At 65.9% G+C, this 18,786-nt stretch carries 19 protein-coding genes and 5 tRNA genes; 20 read left to right on the top strand and 4 right to left on the bottom strand.

From position 1 onward, the window contains the following. The first annotated feature begins 9 nt into the window (after nt 1–9). Together ispF and truD are read left to right on the top strand one after the other, a co-directional pair. Entirely contained in the window at nt 10–483 is a 474-nt protein-coding gene (gene ispF / locus ACXU4B_RS05635) for a 2-C-methyl-D-erythritol 2,4-cyclodiphosphate synthase (RefSeq protein WP_131410388.1), read from the top strand. A gap of 128 nt (nt 484–611) precedes the next feature. Then, a complete protein-coding gene (gene truD / locus ACXU4B_RS05630) occupies nt 612–1,628 on the top strand; it encodes a tRNA pseudouridine(13) synthase TruD (RefSeq protein ID WP_131408526.1) in 1,017 nt (338 codons plus the stop codon). 392 nt (nt 1,629–2,020) lie between these two features. Here truD and ACXU4B_RS05625 read toward each other — a convergent pair whose 3' ends face one another. Beyond that, nucleotides 2,021–2,566 (bottom strand): Smr/MutS family protein, encoded by a 546-nt coding sequence (locus tag ACXU4B_RS05625; RefSeq protein WP_131408524.1) that lies wholly within the window; start codon nt 2,564–2,566, stop codon nt 2,021–2,023. Nucleotides 2,567–2,767: 201 nt separating this feature from the next. Between ACXU4B_RS05625 and surE the strand changes: the two genes are divergently transcribed. The 4 genes from surE (at nt 2,768) to ACXU4B_RS05605 (ending at nt 5,910) form a co-directional block, all read left to right on the top strand. Then, nucleotides 2,768–3,562 carry a 5'/3'-nucleotidase SurE gene (gene surE / locus ACXU4B_RS05620; RefSeq protein ID WP_131408522.1) on the top strand — a complete coding sequence of 265 codons (795 nt, stop codon included), beginning with the start codon at nt 2,768–2,770 and terminating at the stop codon, nt 3,560–3,562. 46 nt (nt 3,563–3,608) lie between these two features. Beyond that, nucleotides 3,609–4,244: a protein-L-isoaspartate(D-aspartate) O-methyltransferase gene (locus ACXU4B_RS05615; RefSeq protein WP_425481374.1), complete on the top strand. Its 636-nt coding sequence runs from the start codon at nt 3,609–3,611 to the stop codon at nt 4,242–4,244. 20 nt (nt 4,245–4,264) lie between these two features. Then, entirely contained in the window at nt 4,265–4,870 is a 606-nt protein-coding gene (locus ACXU4B_RS05610; protein WP_131408518.1) for a YqaA family protein, read from the top strand. A gap of 122 nt (nt 4,871–4,992) precedes the next feature. Continuing rightward, on the top strand, nt 4,993–5,910 hold the full coding sequence (locus tag ACXU4B_RS05605) for a peptidoglycan DD-metalloendopeptidase family protein (RefSeq protein WP_425481373.1): 918 nt from the start codon (nt 4,993–4,995) through the stop codon (nt 5,908–5,910). A 75-nt stretch (nt 5,911–5,985) separates the two neighbouring features. On the opposite strand, the gene ACXU4B_RS05600 is transcribed toward ACXU4B_RS05605, so the two are convergent. Together ACXU4B_RS05600 and yhbY are read right to left on the bottom strand one after the other, a co-directional pair. Further along, nucleotides 5,986–6,375 carry an Mth938-like domain-containing protein gene (locus ACXU4B_RS05600; RefSeq protein ID WP_131408516.1) on the bottom strand — a complete coding sequence of 130 codons (390 nt, stop codon included), beginning with the start codon at nt 6,373–6,375 and terminating at the stop codon, nt 5,986–5,988. 12 nt (nt 6,376–6,387) lie between these two features. Then, nucleotides 6,388–6,684, bottom strand: coding sequence for a ribosome assembly RNA-binding protein YhbY (gene yhbY / locus ACXU4B_RS05595; RefSeq protein ID WP_131408514.1), 297 nt, complete (start codon nt 6,682–6,684; stop codon nt 6,388–6,390). Between the two features lie 84 nt (nt 6,685–6,768). Here yhbY and rlmE point away from each other — a divergent pair, with 84 nt between their 5' ends. The 7 genes from rlmE (at nt 6,769) to ACXU4B_RS05560 (ending at nt 10,309) form a co-directional block, all read left to right on the top strand. Next, entirely contained in the window at nt 6,769–7,419 is a 651-nt protein-coding gene (rlmE, locus tag ACXU4B_RS05590; RefSeq protein ID WP_131408512.1) for a 23S rRNA (uridine(2552)-2'-O)-methyltransferase RlmE, read from the top strand. After that, on the top strand, nt 7,416–9,365 hold the full coding sequence (gene ftsH, locus ACXU4B_RS05585; protein WP_205746525.1) for an ATP-dependent zinc metalloprotease FtsH: 1,950 nt from the start codon (nt 7,416–7,418) through the stop codon (nt 9,363–9,365). The genes rlmE and ftsH overlap by 4 nt, the downstream gene beginning before the upstream one ends. A 318-nt stretch (nt 9,366–9,683) precedes the next feature. Then, nucleotides 9,684–9,760, top strand: a tRNA-Arg gene (locus tag ACXU4B_RS05580). Nucleotides 9,761–9,930: 170 nt separating this feature from the next. After that, nucleotides 9,931–10,007, top strand: a tRNA-Pro gene (locus ACXU4B_RS05575). 28 nt (nt 10,008–10,035) lie between these two features. Next, nucleotides 10,036–10,112: transfer RNA gene (locus ACXU4B_RS05570), tRNA-Arg, on the top strand. Between the two features lie 14 nt (nt 10,113–10,126). Continuing rightward, nucleotides 10,127–10,203, top strand: a tRNA-His gene (locus ACXU4B_RS05565). Nucleotides 10,204–10,233: 30 nt separating this feature from the next. Then, a tRNA-Lys gene (locus tag ACXU4B_RS05560) sits at nt 10,234–10,309 on the top strand. 93 nt (nt 10,310–10,402) lie between these two features. Here ACXU4B_RS05560 and ACXU4B_RS05555 read toward each other — a convergent pair. After that, the gene (locus ACXU4B_RS05555) at nt 10,403–11,413 is read right to left on the bottom strand and encodes a JmjC domain-containing protein (RefSeq protein ID WP_165583155.1); all 1,011 of its coding nucleotides are present in this window, start codon (nt 11,411–11,413) and stop codon (nt 10,403–10,405) included. Between the two features lie 350 nt (nt 11,414–11,763). Between ACXU4B_RS05555 and ACXU4B_RS05550 the strand changes: the two genes are divergently transcribed. From ACXU4B_RS05550 to galE, 7 genes are all read left to right on the top strand, one after another. After that, nucleotides 11,764–12,387, top strand: coding sequence for an XrtA/PEP-CTERM system exopolysaccharide export protein (locus ACXU4B_RS05550; RefSeq protein ID WP_131408508.1), 624 nt, complete (start codon nt 11,764–11,766; stop codon nt 12,385–12,387). A gap of 41 nt (nt 12,388–12,428) precedes the next feature. Continuing rightward, nucleotides 12,429–13,973 (top strand): XrtA system polysaccharide chain length determinant, encoded by a 1,545-nt coding sequence (locus tag ACXU4B_RS05545; protein WP_131408506.1) that lies wholly within the window; start codon nt 12,429–12,431, stop codon nt 13,971–13,973. 2 nt (nt 13,974–13,975) lie between these two features. Continuing rightward, a complete protein-coding gene (locus ACXU4B_RS05540; protein WP_240734021.1) occupies nt 13,976–14,755 on the top strand; it encodes a P-loop NTPase family protein in 780 nt (259 codons plus the stop codon). A gap of 62 nt (nt 14,756–14,817) precedes the next feature. Further along, nucleotides 14,818–16,161: a porin family protein gene (locus ACXU4B_RS05535; RefSeq protein WP_131408502.1), complete on the top strand. Its 1,344-nt coding sequence runs from the start codon at nt 14,818–14,820 to the stop codon at nt 16,159–16,161. Continuing rightward, the gene (locus ACXU4B_RS05530) at nt 16,158–16,937 is read left to right on the top strand and encodes an alpha/beta hydrolase family protein (protein ID WP_165583154.1); all 780 of its coding nucleotides are present in this window, start codon (nt 16,158–16,160) and stop codon (nt 16,935–16,937) included. The genes ACXU4B_RS05535 and ACXU4B_RS05530 overlap by 4 nt, the downstream gene beginning before the upstream one ends. Beyond that, a complete protein-coding gene (locus tag ACXU4B_RS05525) occupies nt 16,937–17,764 on the top strand; it encodes an alpha/beta fold hydrolase (RefSeq protein ID WP_131408500.1) in 828 nt (275 codons plus the stop codon). The genes ACXU4B_RS05530 and ACXU4B_RS05525 overlap by 1 nt, the downstream gene beginning before the upstream one ends. Continuing rightward, the gene (galE, locus tag ACXU4B_RS05520; RefSeq protein WP_131408498.1) at nt 17,761–18,756 is read left to right on the top strand and encodes a UDP-glucose 4-epimerase GalE; all 996 of its coding nucleotides are present in this window, start codon (nt 17,761–17,763) and stop codon (nt 18,754–18,756) included. Before ACXU4B_RS05525 ends, galE begins: the two co-directional genes overlap by 4 nt. Nucleotides 18,757–18,786: the final 30 nt, after the last annotated feature.

The following is an 18,786-nucleotide window of genomic DNA, read 5'->3' as shown; positions in this document are numbered from 1 at the left end:
CTCCACATGATGCGGATTGGCCAGGGCTTCGATGTCCACACGTTCGGCGAAGGCGATCACGTGATGCTCGGCGGCGTGCGCGTGCCGCACGAGCGGGGCCTGGTGGCGCACTCCGATGGCGACGTGGTGATCCATGCCCTGTGCGACGCCATCTTTGGCGCGCTGGCGCTGGGCGACATCGGTCGGCATTTCCCGCCGTCGCAAGCGCAATGGCGCAACGCGGACAGCCGGATCTTCCTCCGCCACGCTGCGCGGCTCATGCGCGAGCAGGGCTATGCGCTGGGCAATGCCGACGTCACCGTAATCTGCGAGGCGCCCAAGGTGGGGCCGCACGCCCAGGCCATGCGCGAGGCCGTGGCAACCGAGCTGGGCTGTGACATCGGCCGCATCAGCGTCAAGGCCACCACCACCGAAAAGCTCGGTTTTACCGGGCGCGGCGAAGGCATCGCCGCGCAGGCCTGCGTGTTGCTGGTGCTTGCATGAGCGAGGCCGCTGGCGGCCTTGCCGGTTTCTCGGTGTCGCCACGTCGCGCCTGATCCAATGCATCGGGCAGCGCAGGCGGCGCTGTCGCCCTCCCGTTTTCTTCAGGCCGGTTGCACCGGCGGAGTCCCATGTCCGAACTCGAACTGCCTTATGCCTATGGCCATCCGCCGCTGACGGCGGTGTTGCGAAGCACGCCCGAAGATTTCCAGGTCGAGGAAATCCTCGGCTACGACGCCGATGGCGAAGGCGAGCACGCCCTGCTGTGGGTGGAGAAGCGCGGCTCCAACACCGACTGGGTGGCCAAGGAGCTGGCTCGTTTTGCCGAAGTGCCGCCGCTGAATGTGGGCTACGCCGGCCTGAAAGACCGCCATGCGGTGACCCGCCAGACCTTCTCCGTGCAACTGGCCGGCAAGCCTGATCCGGACTGGTCCGCGTTTCCGCATGCCGAAGTGAAGGTGCTGGCCGCGACCCGCCACAAGCGCAAGCTCAAGCGCGGTGCGTTGCGGGGCAATCGCTTCGTGCTGGTGTTGCGCCAGGTGCAGGGCGACCGCGCGGTGACCGAGCAGGTGCTGCAGCAGATCGCCCGGCGCGGCGTGCCCAACTATTTCGGCGAGCAGCGTTTTGGCCGCGAAGGTGGCAACGTGGCGCAGGCGCGGGCGATGTTCGCCGGCCGGCGCGTCGATCGCGACAAGCGCCATTTCCTGCTCTCGGCCGCCCGCTCGCACATCTTCAACGCGGTGCTGGCGGCGCGGGTCGAGCAAAGCACGTGGGACAGTCCCATGGAAGGGGAGATCTGGGCGCTGGCCGGTTCCCGTTCGTGGTTCGGCCCCGAGCCGTTCGATGCCGTGCTGTCCGAACGCCTGGCTCGCGGGGACATCCATCCCTCGGGGCCGCTGTGGGGCCGTGGCGAGACACCCGCGAAGGCGGATGCGGCGGCGCTGGAGAACGCCATGGCAGTCGCCAACGCCGATCTTTCGGAAGGCCTGGTGGCCGCCAAGATGGATCAGGAACGCCGCGCCTTGCGCATGATTCCGCAGAACCTGGCCTGGCGCTGGCTCGACGACGAAGCGCTGGAACTGAGCTTCGAATTGCCGGCCGGCGCGTATGCCACGACCGTGGTGCGCGAACTGGCCCTCACCGCCTAGCTTTCGGCTTCCTCTCCCCGCCGGGGAGAGGGCGCAAAAGTGCGACGCGCTCGGCTTTAAATCCTCGACGCCGTGGCGCGTTGCAGTGAAGCGGCTATGTAGAGGCGGAGGTGTCCCGCATCGAGGCACAAAGACCGTTCCGGTCTGTATCCAACCCTTCGCCGCGAGCTCTTGAGGCCATTCTCTTTGGGTTACTTTTCTCTTGGGCCAGCGAGAGAAAAGTGACTCGGCCTCCGGCAGGAGGTCGAAACGCCCGCTGCGCAAGCGGCAAGCTGGCGAAAGCGCCCGGGAACGAAGCGAAAGAAAAGTCCACACGATCACGCCCGATCCACGCCACGCGAGCCCCCGCCCTTTGCCCCAACCCGCTTCCCATAGGGAGAGGGGAGCAAAAGCTAAGCCTTCAACAGCACCACCACCGCTCCCGTGCCACCCTGCATCGGCCGTGCCGACGCAAACGCCACCACGTCATCACGCCGGCGCAACATTCGATCGGTGAGCACCTTGAGCACCGGGCCGGCGGCGCGCGAGCGCAGGCCCTTGCCGTGCACGATGCGCACGCAGCGGAAACCGCGGCGCTTGGCCTCGGCCAGGAAGTCCACGATGGTGGCCTGCGCGGCGGCGGCGTTCATCTGGTGCAGGTCGATGTCGTCCTGGATGCTGAACTGGCCACGCTTGAGCTGGCGCAACAGCTTGGGCGGATAGCCATCGCGCAGGTAGCTCAGCTCCTCGCCGACTTCGATCAGGCCCGGATCGAAGGCCATGTCCAGCAACTCGCCGGGAACGGCGGCCTCGTCGGCCTCGAACATGCGCGGTTCGGGCTCGGGCCTGGGCGTGGCCGGTGCCGGCGCGACCGGCTTGAACGGTCGCACGTCGCCGATGGCATCGCGGAACAGCCTGGCGTCGTCGTCGGTAACCTGGGCGGGAGGACGGTGTTTCATCGCTGCATCGTAATGCAGGTTTTGCCGGCTGGCGTCGCGTCGTCCGGCGAGTCGCAGGGCGGCGAGCGGCGGGCGGGAACAGGGCCTGCCGGACCGTCAGAAACGTCGTGAAACAGGTGCCCCGCTCCGGTAGACTTCTGGCTTCACACGGCGCGCGTTTGCCTGCAGCCAGCCGCCGCGATTGGCTCTGAACGGATCATCATGCGAGTTCTGGTAAGCAACGACGATGGTGTGGATGCCCCGGGCATCCGCGTGTTGGCCGAGCGCCTTGGCGCGGTGGGCCAGGTGACGGTGGTGGCGCCCGATCGCGACCGCTCCGGCGCCAGCAATTCGCTTACGCTCGACGCCCCGATCCGCGCCCTGCGCATGGACAACGGCTACTACCGCGTGGCCGGTACGCCGACCGACTGCGTGCACCTGGCCCTGGCCGGCCTGCTCGACCATGAGCCCGACATCGTTGTCTCAGGCATCAACAATTCCGCCAATCTCGGCGACGACGTGATTTATTCCGGCACGGTGTCGGCGGCCATGGAAGGGCGCTTCCTGGGCCTGCCGGCCATCGCCGTATCGCTGGTCAGCAAGGATCACCACGGCGTGCACTACAACTCGGCCGCCAACGCCGTGCTGTTGCTGATGCAGCGCCTGCTGGTCGACCCGCTGCCGGCGGACACCATTCTCAACGTCAACGTGCCGGACCTGCCGTGGGAAGAGATCCACGGCTTCGAGGTGACCCGGCTGGGCAAGCGCCATCGCTCGGCTCCGTGCATCCGCCAGACCGACCCGCGTGGCAAGACCATCTGGTGGATCGGCCCGGCGGGCGCCGTGGACGACGCCGGCCCGGGCACCGACTTCGACGCGGTGCGCCGTGGCTATGTCTCGGTCACGCCGATCCACGTGGACCTGACCCGCTTCCAGGCGCTGGAAAAGGTCAGCAGCTGGGTCAGCACGCTGACCGAAGGCATGGCCGACAAGCCGGCCGGCGACAAGGCGGCCTGAGGTGAACGTGCATCCGTTGCCGCCATCGGCACTGAAAGGCGAGGGCATGACCTCGCAGCGTGCGCGCGATCGCCTCGCCACCAAGCTCAAGGAAGAGGGCATTCGCGACCAGCGCGTGATCGACGTGATCCGCAACACGCCGCGCCATCACTTCATCGACCAGGCCTTGCACTCGCGCGCCTACGAGAACACCGCGCTGCCGATCGGCCATGGCCAGACCATCTCGCAGCCGTGGGTGGTGGCGCGCATGACCGAGGCGCTGCTCGAATTCGGCGTGCCGCAGAAAGTGCTCGAGATCGGCACCGGCTCGGGTTACCAGGCGGTGGTGCTCGCCCAGGTCGTGCCGCAGGTCTTCACCGTGGAGCGCATCGAAGAGTTGCTGCGCCAGGCACGTCGCCGCTTCCGCCAGCTGGGGCTGGGCAATATCCGCTCGCGGCATGACGACGGCAAGCTCGGCTGGCCCGACGAGGCACCGTTCGACGCCATCATCCTGACCGCCGCGGGCGACGCCATTCCGCACGCCGTGCTCGATCAGCTCAGCCCCACCGGCGTGCTGGTCGCGCCGGTCGGTTCGCCCAGCAACCAGATGCTGATCCGCATGCGTGGCGACGGGCAGGGCGACTTTATCCAGGAGGAACTGGCCGCGGTCAGTTTCGTGCCGCTGCTGGGTGGCATCGGCTGATGCCACAGGGAATCTGCTGAATGCGTCTTTTCGGTTCGTTGTACGCGCGGGCATTGACCTGGGCGCGTCACCCCCGGGCTGTGTACTTTCTTTGCGGGCTGAGTTTCGTCGAAGCCTTCATTTTTCCGATCATGCCGGAAGTGATGCTGGCGCCGATGATGCTCGGCAAGCGGCACAAGGCGTTTTTCTACGCCAACGTCAGCCTGCTGTTTTCCCTGCTCGGTTCGCTGGTGGGCTATGCGCTGGGCCACTGGGCGTTCCAGGCGCTTTCGCCACTGCTCGACACGCTGCACTTGCTCGCGCCGATCGAAACGGGCGTGGCCAACCTGCGGGCGCAGATGAACCAGCATTGGCTCGGCCTGCTGCTCGTGCTGGCCCTGGCGGCGCTGCAGCCCGTCGTGCCGATGAAGTTCGTGACCTGGGCGTCGGGCATCGTCGGCGTGCCGGTGATTCCGTTCCTGGTCTGCATGGCCGTGGGCCGCGGCAAGCGCGTGTGGCTGCTGGCGCTGCTGATCCGCCTGTTCGGCGAGCGGGCGGAGCGCGTCCTGCACAAACACGTCGAGCGCATCGGCTGGGCGGCACTGGTGATCCTGGCGGCCTTGCTCGCGTGGCTCTGGTTGCGCTGAACCGTGGCCGCCGGATGGAACGACCCGTCGTGCCGACCCGTATGAAAAAGCCGTTGGGCCTCGTTATGCTGACGCCCATGAATGGGTATCTCCGGTCTTTTGCACTGAGCTGCGCAATACTCGTGTTGGCAGCCTGCGCTGCGAGCCGCCGCACGGTGGTGGTCGAGCAGCCGGCGGCGAGCACGAATGCGCGCCCGGTCGCGGCGCCGGTTCGCAATGCCCCCGGCGGCACCTACAAGGTCGGCAAGGGCGACACGCTGTACTCGATCGCGTTTCGCAATGGCGTGGATTTCCGCGACCTGGCGAGTTGGAACAACATTGCCGCGCCGTACACGATCTGGCCGGGGCAGGAGCTGAAGCTGGCTCCGTCCAATGGCAAGACGCCTGCCGCGGCTCCGGTGCACGCCGCTCCGGTCGCGGTGGCCAGTGCCAGGCCGCCGGCGCCCGCCGCGCCGCATCCGGCGGTGCCCGGCAAGCCGCCGCAGGGCTCCGAGCCTGTCTCCGAGTCCACGCCGGCTACGGCAGCTGCCGCACCGCCCGCCACCTCGGCACCCGCTGCGGTCACGACACCGGTCGTGCCGGTGGCGGGCGCACCCGCCGCGACAGCCAGCAATACGCCGCCACCGGCTCCGGTTGCGCCGGCGGCGCCCGGCGCGACCCGCAGTAATGGTGGCGTGGCCTGGCGTTGGCCGGCCGATGGCTCCCTGATCAAGCGCTACCAGTCCGGCGACGCGATTCCCGGCATCGAGATTGCCGGCAAGACCGGCGACCCGGTGCGTGCGGCCGCCGACGGCGTGGTGGTGTACAGCGGCAACGGCCTGGTGGGCTATGGCGAGTTGATCATCGTCAAGCACAACGACAGCTTCCTGTCTGCCTATGGCCACAACAGCAAGCGCCTGGTGAAGGAAGGTCAGCGGGTCAGCGCCGGCCAGCAGATTGCCGAAATGGGAGCCACGGGCGCCTCGCGCGACGAGCTGCAATTCCAGATCCGCAAGGACGGCAATCCGGTCGATCCGATGGGTTATCTGCCGTCGCGTTGATGGCGCCTGTCGGGTCGGGACGAGTGTCAGGCCGGAATCGGTGCCGGCCGCGCTTATCGCACGGCCCGGCTCACGTCACGCGCCCGGGCGGTCGGTCGGCAGGATGAACGCGGCCACCACCCGCCGGCTCTCGGCGGCGAGCAGGTCGTAGGTGCGTGCGGCAGCGGCGTTGTCCATCACCTCGATGCCGATGCCCTTGCGCAGCAGCCCGGCCATGAACGCCGCGGCGGGAAACACCTGACGCTCGCCGGTACCCAGGATGACCAGTTCGGGCTTCAGTTCGAGAATGGCGTCGACGTGGCTGGCATCCAGTTCGCCGGATGCGGCCACCGGCCAGTTTTCCACGGCGCGGTCCGGTGCCAGCAGGAAGCTGGCCGTGAGCTCGCGATCCACCACGGTGATGCTGCGAGCCCCCACGCGGCGCACGAACAGATAGTTGTCCGGGCGATCGAGCGAGAGATCCATGCGGGCTGACTCTTAGCGGGGCAGGGCGAGCTTGGGCTCGTCTTCGTTGCGGCGGAACAGCACCACGACATGGCCGATTTCCTGCACGTTTTCCGAGCGGGTGCCGTCGGCGAGGAAGTCGATCTGCGCCTGGCGCTCGTCCTTGTCGCCGCCGGAAAGCTTCACCTTCACCAGTTCATGGTGGGTCAGGGCCAGGTCCAGCTCCTTGAGCACGGCATCGGTCGCACCCTTGTTGCCGAGCAGGATGACGGGGTGGAGATCGTGGGCGAGGCTGCGCAGATAACGGCGCTGCGAGGGGGAAAGAGCCATGCGTTCAGTCTCGGATTCGCGGCAATGAGACTGCAAAGGGTATCATGCAGGCCACTTCCCCCGTATCCGTGGCTGTCGCCGATCATGTCCCGCAGCAAAAGTAGTTCCCGCTGGCTGCGGGAGCACTTCGATGATGTCTATGTGAAGAAGGCCCAGGCCGAGGGCCTGCGCTCCCGTGCCGTGTTCAAGCTGGAGGAGCTGGTCGACCGTGACCGCCTGCTCAAGCCCGGCATGCGCGTGGTCGACCTCGGTGCCGCCCCGGGGGGCTGGTCCCAGCTGGTGCGCCAGCGCCTGGGCGATACCGGCACCGTGGTGGCGCTGGATATCCTGCCCATGCAGGGCATCGGGGGGGTGGACTTCCTGCAGGGCGATTTCCGCGAGGAGTCCGTCCTGCGCGAGCTTGAGGGCCGCCTGGCGGGCAACAAGGTCGATCTTGTGCTGTCCGATATGGCCCCCAATATGAGTGGCGTGGCCCTGGCCGATCAGATCCGCGCGATGGACCTGGCCGATCTGGCGCTGGATTTCAGTCGCCAATGGCTCAAACCGGGCGGGTCATTCCTGATCAAGTTGTTCCAGGGGACCGGCTTTGACGATTACATACGCAGCTTGCGCGCGGACTTCACCCGCGTGACGATGCGTAAACCTAAGGCCTCCCGCGCACGTTCGCGGGAGGTGTATGCATTGGCCGTGGGTCTCAAGACCCGCGGTGGGCAACCGGGCGAGAACCGTGCATGAATGAAATGGCGAAAAACCTGCTGCTCTGGCTGATCATCGCGGTGGTCCTGCTGACGGTGTTCCAGAGCTTCAATCCGCATGGCGCGTCCGCTTCGGATCTGCCTTACAGCAGCTTCGTGCAGAGCGTGGACAACGGCAACGTGTCCACGGCCACCATCAGTGCCGACCAGCCCGCCACCATCAGCGGCAAGCTGAAGGACGGCAGCGCGTTCCGCACCGTGGCCCCGGTGCTTGGCTGGTCCACCAACTCGGTGGTCAAGCAGATGCAGGACAAGGGCGTGGAAGTGCGCCAGGAGCCGTCCAACAACGGCTTCTCGCTGCTGGGCCTGCTGCTCAACTGGCTGCCCATCATCCTGATCGTCGGTGTGTTCATCTGGTTCATGCGCCAGATGCAGGCAGGCGCCGGCGGGCGCGGCGCCATGAGCTTCGGGCGCTCGCGCGCCAAGCTGCAGGGCGAGGACCAGATCAAGGTCAACTTCACCGACGTCGCCGGTTGCGACGAGGCGAAGGAGGAAGTCGGCGAGCTGGTCGAGTTCCTGCGCGACCCGGGCAAGTTCCAGAAGCTGGGCGGCAAGATCCCGCGCGGCGTGCTGATGGTGGGTCCGCCGGGCACCGGCAAGACCCTGCTGGCCAGGGCGATTGCGGGCGAAGCCAAGGTCCCGTTCTTCTCGATCTCCGGCTCCGACTTCGTCGAGATGTTCGTGGGCGTCGGCGCCAGCCGCGTGCGCGACATGTTCGAACAGGCCAAGAAGCACGCGCCGTGCATCATCTTCATCGATGAGATCGACGCCGTCGGCCGCCATCGTGGCGCCGGCCTCGGTGGCGGGCACGACGAGCGCGAGCAGACGCTGAACCAGCTGCTGGTGGAGATGGACGGTTTCGAGGGCACCGAAGGCGTCATCGTCATCGCCGCCACCAACCGTCCGGACGTGCTGGATCCCGCCTTGCTGCGCCCGGGCCGCTTCGACCGCCAGGTGGTGGTGGGGCTGCCCGACGTGAAGGGCCGCGAGCAGATCCTCAAGGTCCACCTGCGCAAGGTGCCGACCGCTGCCGACGTCGAGCCGATGACGATCGCGCGCGGAACCCCGGGCTTCTCGGGTGCGGACCTGGCCAACCTGGTCAACGAGGCGGCGCTGTTCGCCGCCCGCGAGAACGCCCGCGACGTGCGCATGAGCCATCTCGACAAAGCGCGCGACAAGATCCTGATGGGCACCGAGCGCCGCTCGATGGCCATGAGCGAGGACGAAAAGAAGCTGACCGCCTATCACGAGGCCGGCCACGCCATCGTGGGACGCCTGGTGCCCGAGCACGATCCGGTCTACAAGGTGACGATCATCCCGCGCGGCCGCGCGCTGGGCGTCACCATGTACCTGCCGGAAGGCGACCGCTACAGCATGAATCGCGTGGCGATCGAATCGCGCCTGTGCGCCCTGTATGGCGGTCGCGTGGCCGAGGCGCTGATCTTCGGCGAGGACAAGGTCACCACCGGTGCGTCCAACGACATCGAGCGCGCCACCAGCATGGCCCGCAACATGGCCACCAAGTGGGGCCTGTCGGACAAGCTTGGCCCGATGACCTATGGCGAAGAAGAGGACGAAGTGTTCCTCGGTCGCGCCGTCACGCAGCACAAGAACGTCTCCAACGAGACGGCGCGCAAGATCGACGAGGAAGTGCGTGACATCCTCGATCGCGCCTATGCGCGCACCAAGGACCTGCTGACCGAAAACATCGACAAGCTGCACGTGATGGCCGACGCGCTGCTGCAATACGAGACCATCGACGCGCACCAGATCGACGACATCATGTCCGGTCGCGTGCCGGGCCCGCCGGCGGACTGGTCGAAGAACTCCAGCACCGGCAGCACGCCGCCACCGCCGCCGCCGCGTGGCGACGCGGGTGCGAAAGTGGGTGATCCCGCCACGCAGAACCGCATGGCCGATCGCTGATCGGCCACTGGCGGCGCAACAGGAAAGGCGGCCCGGTGGCCGCCTTTTTTTCATGGTTTGAGACGCGCAGCGGAAGCGCCTCGCGAGTCGCCACGATGAACCGATGACGCGCTCAGGTGTAGCCGAACAGGCCATGCGCAGCTAAACTAGCGTGCTGTGGCGGCGTGCTCTCGTTGACGAAAGTGAAGATTGTTCGACGACGATGCAAAAAATATGAAAAAAAGTATTGACGCACCCGCCTCGAATCTGAATAATTCCGCTTCTCGCTTCGGCGCTTTCCACTTCGGTGGTTAAGCGACCAGGCAAAGGTTTAAAAACGCGCCCGTAGCTCAGTTGGATAGAGTACCAGGCTACGAACTTGGTGGTCGGGAGTTCGAATCTCTCCGGGCGCGCCATTTGAAGCAGGTTGTGATGTTCGCATCACGGCTTGTGCCGCAAGGCAGTGAATCGCCAGGCGGACCGGACGAAAGTTGAAGTTCGGTGTGCTTTAGATACGGATTGACTAGGCCAAGCGTCACCCGTAGCATTTCAAAGCTTCAGCCCGCGAAGGTTGAGGGTTCGAAATCGGGGTATAGCTCAGCCTGGTAGAGCGCCAGCTTTGGGAGCTGGATGTCGTGGGTTCGAATCCCTCTGCCCCGACCAAGCAGACGTTCATGCACAATGTGCACAGGCGCCTGTAGCTCAACCGGATAGAGCATCGGCCTTCTAAGCCGACGGTTGCAGGTTCGATTCCTGTCGGGCGCGCCAATTCAAGTTTTATGGTGGGCGTAGCTCAGTTGGTTAGAGTACCGGATTGTGATTCCGGTTGTCGTGGGTTCGAATCCCATCGTCCACCCCAAATTTGCTCGTTGTTACAAGTCAGTTTTCAGGGCCGTTAGCTCAGTTGGTAGAGCAGTTGACTCTTAATCAATTGGTCGAAAGTTCGAATCTTTCACGGCCCACCAATTGAAAGGCACCCAGGGGAACCTGGGTGCCTTTTTCTTTGCGCGTCATTCCGCAGCGAAGCGGGAAGCGCGGCGAATTACCGGGCATGCCGGTCAGAACGAACCGGGCGGCGCCTTCTCGCCCAGCCAGCCTTCCGGCGGGCGCACGCCGGCCCGCAGTGCGCGCCATGCGCCCAGGCAACCGACCAGGAAGTGACGCGTCGGGCCGATGATGCGTCCCAGCGGCGCCTTCAGTGCGTCGGCGGCCGGCGACTCGCCAGGATAGGACGGCACCACGTGCAGCTTCTTGCGCAGCACGCGGTTGACCTGGTGCACGCGCGCCATGCGCCGGGTGTCGTCCGTATAGAAGGTGACGCCGATGGAGGCGGACACGCCATTGCCTGGACTGGCCCACTCGCGCCCCGTGTTGGCCATGTGCGGCGACGTGCTCGGGAAGTACACGCCGTCGCCGGGACCGCTGTCGAAGTCATGCACGCGCGCGCGGTACTCATCCTTGAAGCGCACCTTCCGCAGCGAGCGATCGACGATGAAGTCTTCCACCGCATCGGCCGGCACCGTTTCGCGGTCGAACGGATCCCACACGCTCAGCGTCTTGCGTCCATGCAGCTGCAACCAGAAGTTGTTCTCGCGATCGATGTGGAATGGCGTCACCGACGGCGGCGCCGAGATGAAGACGAAGCCCATGACGTCGAAGATGCCCGACTGTTCGCGCTCGATGGCAGGGCGCACGGTCTCGAGGATCTGGTCGAGCAGCTTGCGATACCGCGGAATGGTCTGCACGTGATACAGCGCGATCCACGAGCCGGGTTCCTCGATGCGCCGGAAGAACTCCTCGATGCCGCGTCCCTCGGGATGGTGGTCCTCATGCGCGAAGGGCGAGGCCTGCGTGATGTCCGGTTGCACGAAGCGGCAATGCCCCAGCGGCATCAGCTCCTTGGCGAGTTGCGCCAGTTCGGGTAGCTGGAACAGCGGATGCACATGGAAATTGTGGCGCAGCTTGCCGACGCGGCGGGTCGAGAAATGGCCCGCGTCGACCGGTTCGACGCGATACGAATCTGGTACGGCTGCAGCGTCCGCACGAAGGCTGTCGCTCATGGTGGTCATGCGCCCCCTCCGCCAGCTGCGTATTTCAGGCATGCAGATCGTCGGGTACGCGGGGCGCGCAACGCCATCGGCCAAACGGTCTAAAACCGCGGGCGCGCACGCGTGTCCGTCGCCTGGCCGACCCGGGCCGCGGGGCCTTGCCGGCTTCTCCCCCCATCCTGTCTACGCCCTTTGGCCGCTGGCCGCGGCTCCCGGAGAGGGGGATTTTGGCGTCGCGGCATGGCCGGCGGCCCGTCCCGGCGGAATGCCATGTGCGGCAAGTCATAGCTCTTATGATTTTGTCAAGCCTTCAGGGTGATTGGATATACTCGATCGTGACGTGGTTCACAGTTTCTAGTCAGGGGGCCGCCATGAAGAGCTTTCGTCACGTTCTCGTGCTGTGCGTAGCACTGTTGTTGACCGCGTGCGCTACCGGTCGGGGTTCGACGGATGCGCCGAAGGTCGAGCAGGGCGCGCAGGCTGTAACGACTTATCGCATCGGGGTCGACGACCAGCTGCAGATCACGGTCTGGCACAACGCGGACCTCAGCGTGAGCGTGCCGGTGCGGCCGGACGGCATGATCACGGTGCCGCTCATCGGCGACGTGGTGGCGGGCGGCAAGACCACCGAGGAAGTGTCCGCCCAGATCAAGGACAAGCTGCAGGCCTATGTCCGCGACCCGCAGGTGGCGGTCATCCTCACCGAGCTGCGTAGCCATGAGTATCTGTCGCGTGTCAGGGTGACGGGCGCCGTGCGCACGCCGGTGTCGATTCCCTATCGCCAGGGCATGACCGTGCTCGACGCGGTCCTCGCCGCCGGCGGCACGACGGAATTTGCGGCGCCGGACCGCACCGAACTCTATCGCGAGGGGCGCGATGGCGTGACCAAGCCTTATTCGATCCGGCTGGACAAGGTGCTCAAGCAAGGGGACCTGGCGACCAACTATCCGGTGCAGCCAGGGGATGTCGTGACCGTGCCGTTGCGTGCCTTCTGATACCGGGGAGTGTCCATGGAGCGGGACAAGGGCGAATCGCTATGAGTGGGGAACTCACACCTTTTGCAAGCATGGTGCCGGCGCTGGTGAGCGAAGCACGGCGGCGTCGCCTCACGCTGGGCGTGATCTTCGCGCTGATCGCCATTGCGGCACTGGTGACGGGGGTGCTGTGGCCGAAGAAGTACGAGGCCTCCACCACCATCCTCGCCCAGGAAAGCAGCATCATCTCGCCCCTGATGGAAGGGGCGGCCACGGCGACCGCGAACAAGAACCGTGCAAGCATCGCGCGTGACGTGATCTTCAGCCGCAAGGTGATGTCGGAGATTCTGGTGCAGGGTGGCTGGATGGCAACGCATCCGTCGCCCCTCGAACAGGACCGGCTGATCGAAGGCATCAAGTCGCGCACCAAGGTGCAGACGGCGAGCGACAACCTCATCACGATCAGCTATTTCGACAGCGAGCCACGGCGCGCGTACGAAGTGACGCGCCAGTTCGCCCATCTGTTCATCAGCGAGAGCCTGGCCTCCAAGCAGCGCGAGAGCCGCGACGCGTACGAGTTCATCAACAGCCAGGTCGAGGCCTACCGCAAGAAGCTCACCGACGCCGAGGACAAGCTCAAGGCCTACCGCGCCGCCAATGACGAAGCGCGTCCGGGCAGCGAGACGGATACCAATGCGCGCATCAGCCAGCTGCGCGGCCAGATCGAGACGGCACGCATGGACGTGATGGAGCGCCGCTCGCAGGAGGCTTCGCTGGCGGCGCAGCTCACCGGCGAATCCGAAGTGAACACGGTGCAGACCGCGGGCGGCGTGTACGAGACCCAGATGGCGGAACTGCAGGGGCAACTGGACAAGTTGCTGCTGACCTACACCGAGGAATACCCGGACGTGGTCAGGATCCGCCACCAGATGCAGGACCTGCGCCAGCAGATGGCGCAGGACGACCAGCGCAAGGCCGCGGCGCAGCTTGCCGGTACGCCGATGACGCTCGACAGTCGCGTGCAGTTCAACCCCGCCTACCAGCAGATCAAGACGCAGCTTGCCAGCACGCGTGCGTCGACCGCGGCCGCATCGGCGCGCCTGAGCGTCAGCGAAGCGATGCTGCAGACCGAACTGCAGCGGAGCAACCGTATTGCCAACTCGGAAAATGTCACCGCGGAGCTCACGCGCGACTACAACGTCAATCGCGACGTGTACCAGGACCTGCTGAAGCGTCGCGAGAACGCACGCGTGTCGATGAACCTGGACGCCGAGCAGCGGGGCCTGACCTTCCTGGTGCAGAACCCCGCCGTGATGCCGCTGACGCCCTCCGGCCTGCGTTTCATGCACTTCAGCCTGGCCGGCATCGCGCTGTCACTGGCCATTCCGGTCGGCTTGCTGTTCTGCCTGGTGCGGCTGGATCCGCGCGTCCGCTCGGTCGACCGACTGGAGCAGGCCACGGGGCTGGCCGTGCTCGCGGCGATCCCGTTCTACCCCACGCCACGGGACCGCCGGCGCGATCGCTTCCACAACACGCTCCTGCTGATCACGGTGATGGGGGTGGCCGCGATTTACCTGGCCATGTTCTGGCTGAGGTTGAAGCAATGAACATGAAAGACGAGAACGAAACCGAGTTCCCGGGGAGCATCGAGGACGTGCTCGAGGACGCCGCGCGGAACCTGCAGAAGCATCCGGTGACCGGCCATTCCATTGCGCGCATGAGCGATGGTGGCGGCGAGCTGGTCCCGCTGCAGCTGGAGGAGCGCCGCCTCATCCATCGCGAAGAGTCGGTGCGGCGCCAGTCCGACGCGTTCCGCGAGATCCGAACGCGACTGCTCGGCATTGCCGGACAGCAGAATTTCGTGACCCTGGTGGTATCGGTGAGCCCGCGCTCGGGCGGCAGTTTCGTCGCGCGCAACCTGGCGGCGGCGTTTGCCTTCGACGAGGCCAAGACCAGCCTGCTGATCGACTGCAACCTGCGCTATCCGAGCCAGCACAAGGCGCTCGGAGTGGAGCCGGCAGCCGGGGGCCTGATCGACTTCCTGGAGCAGCCGACGCTCGGTATCGAGCCGGTGCTCTATCGCACGGGCATTGCGCGCCTGCGGCTGATTCCGGCAGGCAAGGCGCGCGAGAACAGCGGCGAATATTTCTCGTCGTTCCGCATGAGCACCATGCTGGACTCGCTGCGCTGCCGCTATCCGGACCGCTACCTGTTCCTGGATGGCCCGGCGATCAAGGGCTCGCCCGATGCACGCATCCTGTCTGACCTTGCCGACTTCGTCGTGGTCGTCGCCGGCTATGGCCGCGATACCCCGGCGGCGATCGGCCAGGCCGTCACCAATTTCGATCCGGAAAAAATGGCCGGGGTGGTTTTCAATCACATGCCCTGAGGAGCGCAAATGCGCTGATCTGGAGCGACTCCTGCTGCGACCTATCCATTGGGGGAAGGAATATGGCGGTACGCACGACACTCGCTCGTTCGATTGGCCTGGCCCTGGCGGCCTGTTCGGGCGGAGCCTGGGCAGGCCAGTTCGACTACACGCTCTACGGCACCGTCGAGCACACGGACAACATCGGCCTCACTCCCGACAATCGCGCCAGCAACAATGTGCTGATGCCGGGCGTCAACTTCGGCTACACGGAGAAAGGCTCGACGGTCCAGGCCAACGTCACCGGCAACCTGGAGTACCGCGACTATTCCGGCAACACCTACGACAGCCAGACCCTCGCACAGGTAGCGGCCCAGGCGACCTGGGCGGTGATGCCGCAGCGCCTGGACCTGGTCGTGCAGGACTTTGCCGGGGTGGAGCCGCTGAGCACGCTGGCGGCGAACTCGCCCAACAACCAGCAGCAGACCAATGTGATCGCGGTGGGGCCCACGCTGCACTTTCGCGTGGGCGACGCGATGACCGGCAATGCCGAGCTTCACTACATCAACAGCTACGCCTCCAAGCTCAAGGAGTTCAATTCCTCCCGCGGCCAGGCCGCCGTGAGGCTGTTTCGCGACCTCAGTCCCACCGACCAGGTGTCGGGGAACTTCGAAGCGCAGCACGTCAACTTCAACAACAACGACATCGCCGGGCCCAACTACGACCGCTACGAACTGTACGGCCGCTACACGAGCCGGCTCACCGCGATCGATATCGATGCGGCCCTGGGCTGGACGCACATCGACTACAACCATGGCCAGTCGTTGTCCGACCCGCTGGTAAGGCTGACGCTCGGCTGGCGCGTGTCGGCACGCAACACCATCACGCTCAACGGCTCCTACGAATACGTGGACGCGGCGCAGGACATGCTGCAGCCGACGAACATCATCATCGGCGGCGAACTGGAGCCATTGCAGCCGGTCGCCGATGCCATCGACGCGACGCGCGGCGGCATCAACGTGGGCAATGTCGTCATCAGCGCCGACGTTTACAAGCAACGCCAGATCCAGGCGAGCTACACCTATCGCGCCGACCGCATGACGTTTTCGATCGCGCCGGCTTACAGCAAGCTCGATTACGTCAACGACGCCACGCTCAACCAGACGGGCAAGGGGCTTGGCCTGAGCCTCGATTACCGGGTGACGCCCACGGTCACGGTGTCGGGGTTCGCTTCCGGTGATCGCTTCACTTACGACACGCTCGATCGCCTCGACCGCACCTACCGCTTTGGCGCCGACCTGAACCACCAATGGACGCCGCACTGGAGCTGGCGGGTTTCGTACGTGCGCGAACTGCGCAGCAGCGACGCGGCGGGCCAGAGCTATCACGCCAACGAGTTCTACCTGACGGTGGTGTACAAGCGATGAAGCGGTCCGACGGCGAGCTTCCGTTCTTCTTCGGCGACAACGGCGAGTTGTTCGGCATCTATCACGCTGCCGCGCCGTTGGCCGGCAAGGCCGTGCTGCTGTGCGCGCCGCTGGGCCAGGACTACATCCGCTGTCATCGCATCTATCGGCAACTCGGCAACGCCCTCGCCGCCGAAGGCATGCCGGTGCTGCGCTTCGATTACTACGGCTGCGGGGATTCGGCGGGAGCCAGTGACGAGGTCGAGTGGAATCGGTGCCTGGCGAACACCGCCACCGCTGCCGCCGAGCTGCGCGCGCGCAGCGGGGTGGACAGCGTCATCGCCTTTGGCGCGCGGCTTGGCGCCAGCGTCGCCCTGGGTGCTGCGCGGGCGGCGCGGTTTGCCGACGTGGTGGCATGGGATCCGGTGGTCGACGGCGGTTCGTATGTCGCCACGCTGGACGCCCTGCAGGACGCGCTGCGCATCGATACGCAGCGTTTCGTGAAGCCACGCCAGCTGGCCGAAGCCGATGGCCAGTGGCTGGGTTTCGAGGTCAATCCCGTGCTGCGGGAGCAGATCAGCAGCCTGCACGCCGAATGGTCGACGGTGCCGTCGTTGCTGCTCGATTCGCTGCCCGACACCGCGCCACGTCACTGGCGGCGGTTCGCGGTGGACGAGGCGCGGGTGCGCCCCCTGCAGCCGGCGACGCCCTGGGACGACCTGGTGCGCCTGGAGGCGGCCATTATTTCGCACCCGCTGGTGCAGGCCGTGACCGAGCATCTGCGGGGGGTGCACTGATGCGCGAGCAGGCCTTCCGCTTTGGACGGGCCCGGCACCTGATTGGTATCGCCGGGCTGCCTGATGCCCGCCCCGGCGCCGTGGGCGTGATCGTGCTCAACGCCGGACTGGTCCATCGGGTCGGGCCGTTCCGCATGAACGTCGACATGACTCGGCGGCTGAACCAGGCGGGCTATCCAACGCTGCGCTTCGACTTCTCGACGGTGGGCGACAGCGGCTCCAGCGGCGAATCCCAGTCGCGCGTGCAGCAGGTATGCGCCGACGTGGACGACGCGATGGACCTGCTGCGCCAGCACGCCGGGTGCGCGCGTTTCGTGCTGGTGGGCCTGTGTTCGGGAGCCCAGAACGCGCACACCGTGGCATGCAACGACGACAAGGTGGCCGGTGCGGTGTTCTTGGACGGCTATGCCTACCGCACGCTCGGCTTCAAGCTGCGTCACTACCTGCCGCGCGTCCTCGATGCAGGCCGCTGGCGCCGATGGTTCGCGCGCCGCGCGAAAGACGCGGCCGATGGCGAGAGCGACGCCGTGTTCAGCGTGGCGCCGTCGCCCCGGACCGTGGTGTGCGCCGACCTGGCCGGCATGATCGATCGCGGCCTGAAGCTGTGCCTGGTCTACAGCGGCGGCATCAACATGTACTTCAACCATCCGCGCCAGTTCCGCGAGTGCTTCGGAAACATCATGGCCAGCCCTGCCGTGAGCACGCGCTACATCGAGGAGACCGACCACACCTATGTGCTCGCCAGTGACCGCAGGCGCCTGATCGACCACATCGAGGCGTGGCTCTGCCGCAATTTTCCCATCGTGCCAACGGGTGCATCGTCATGAACGGAGTCCTTGTCACCGGCGGAGCCGGATATATCGGTAGCCATGTCGTGCAGCAGCTCGCGGCTCGAGGCGAGCGCGTGGTGGTCATCGACGATCTTTCCACGGGGTTTCCGGAAGCGGTGCGTGACGCCACCCTGGTGGTCGGCAGCGTGGGCGACCGCGAGCTGGTCTCGCGCGTGCTCGGCGAGCACGACGTCGACACGGTGCTGCATTTCGCCGCGCACACGGTGGTGCCGGAATCGGTGAGCGATCCGGTCAAGTACTACGCCAACAACACCTGCAACACGTGCAACCTGCTGGGGTGCAGCGCCAAGGCGGGCGTGCGCAACTTCATCTTTTCATCGACGGCGGCGGTCTACGGCATGACCGATGGCGGCGTCGCCGACGAAGAGGCGCCGACGCGTCCGATCAACCCCTACGGCATGTCCAAGCTGATGTCCGAGAACATCCTGCGCGACGTCTGCGCCGCCAGTGGCATGCGCCACGTGATCCTGCGCTACTTCAACGTGGCCGGTTGCGATCCCGAGGGCCGCATCGGCCATTCGACGCCGCACGCCACCCTGCTGATCAAGGTGGCCTGCCAGCATGCGGTGGGCGCGTGCGACAGCCTCTCGATCTACGGCACCGACTACAACACGCCGGACGGTACCGGCATTCGCGACTATATCCACGTCGAGGACCTTGCCGCGGCCCACCTGCACGCGCTTGACCATCTGCGCGCCAGCGGCGAGTCCCTGACCCTCAATTGCGGTTACGGGCACGGCTACAGCGTGCGCGAGGTGATCGACGCAGTCACGCGGATCAGCGGCCGGCACCTGAACGTGATCGAGCGTCCGCGCCGTGCCGGCGATCTTCCCATGCTGATTGCCCGCAGCGCCCGGCTGCAACGGGTACTGGACTGGCATCCACGCTATGACGACCTGGATTTCATCGTGCGTACGGCGTTCCGATGGGAACAGAAGCTTGCCCAGCGGATTGCCCATGTTCGCTAGGCGGCTAGCAGCAGCGGCGGCTTGTCGCCG

It is taken from the genome of Dyella soli (genome assembly GCF_054482295.1).
Note: the sequence above shows the minus strand (reverse complement) of the source record. Positions and strands in the feature narration are given on the sequence as shown.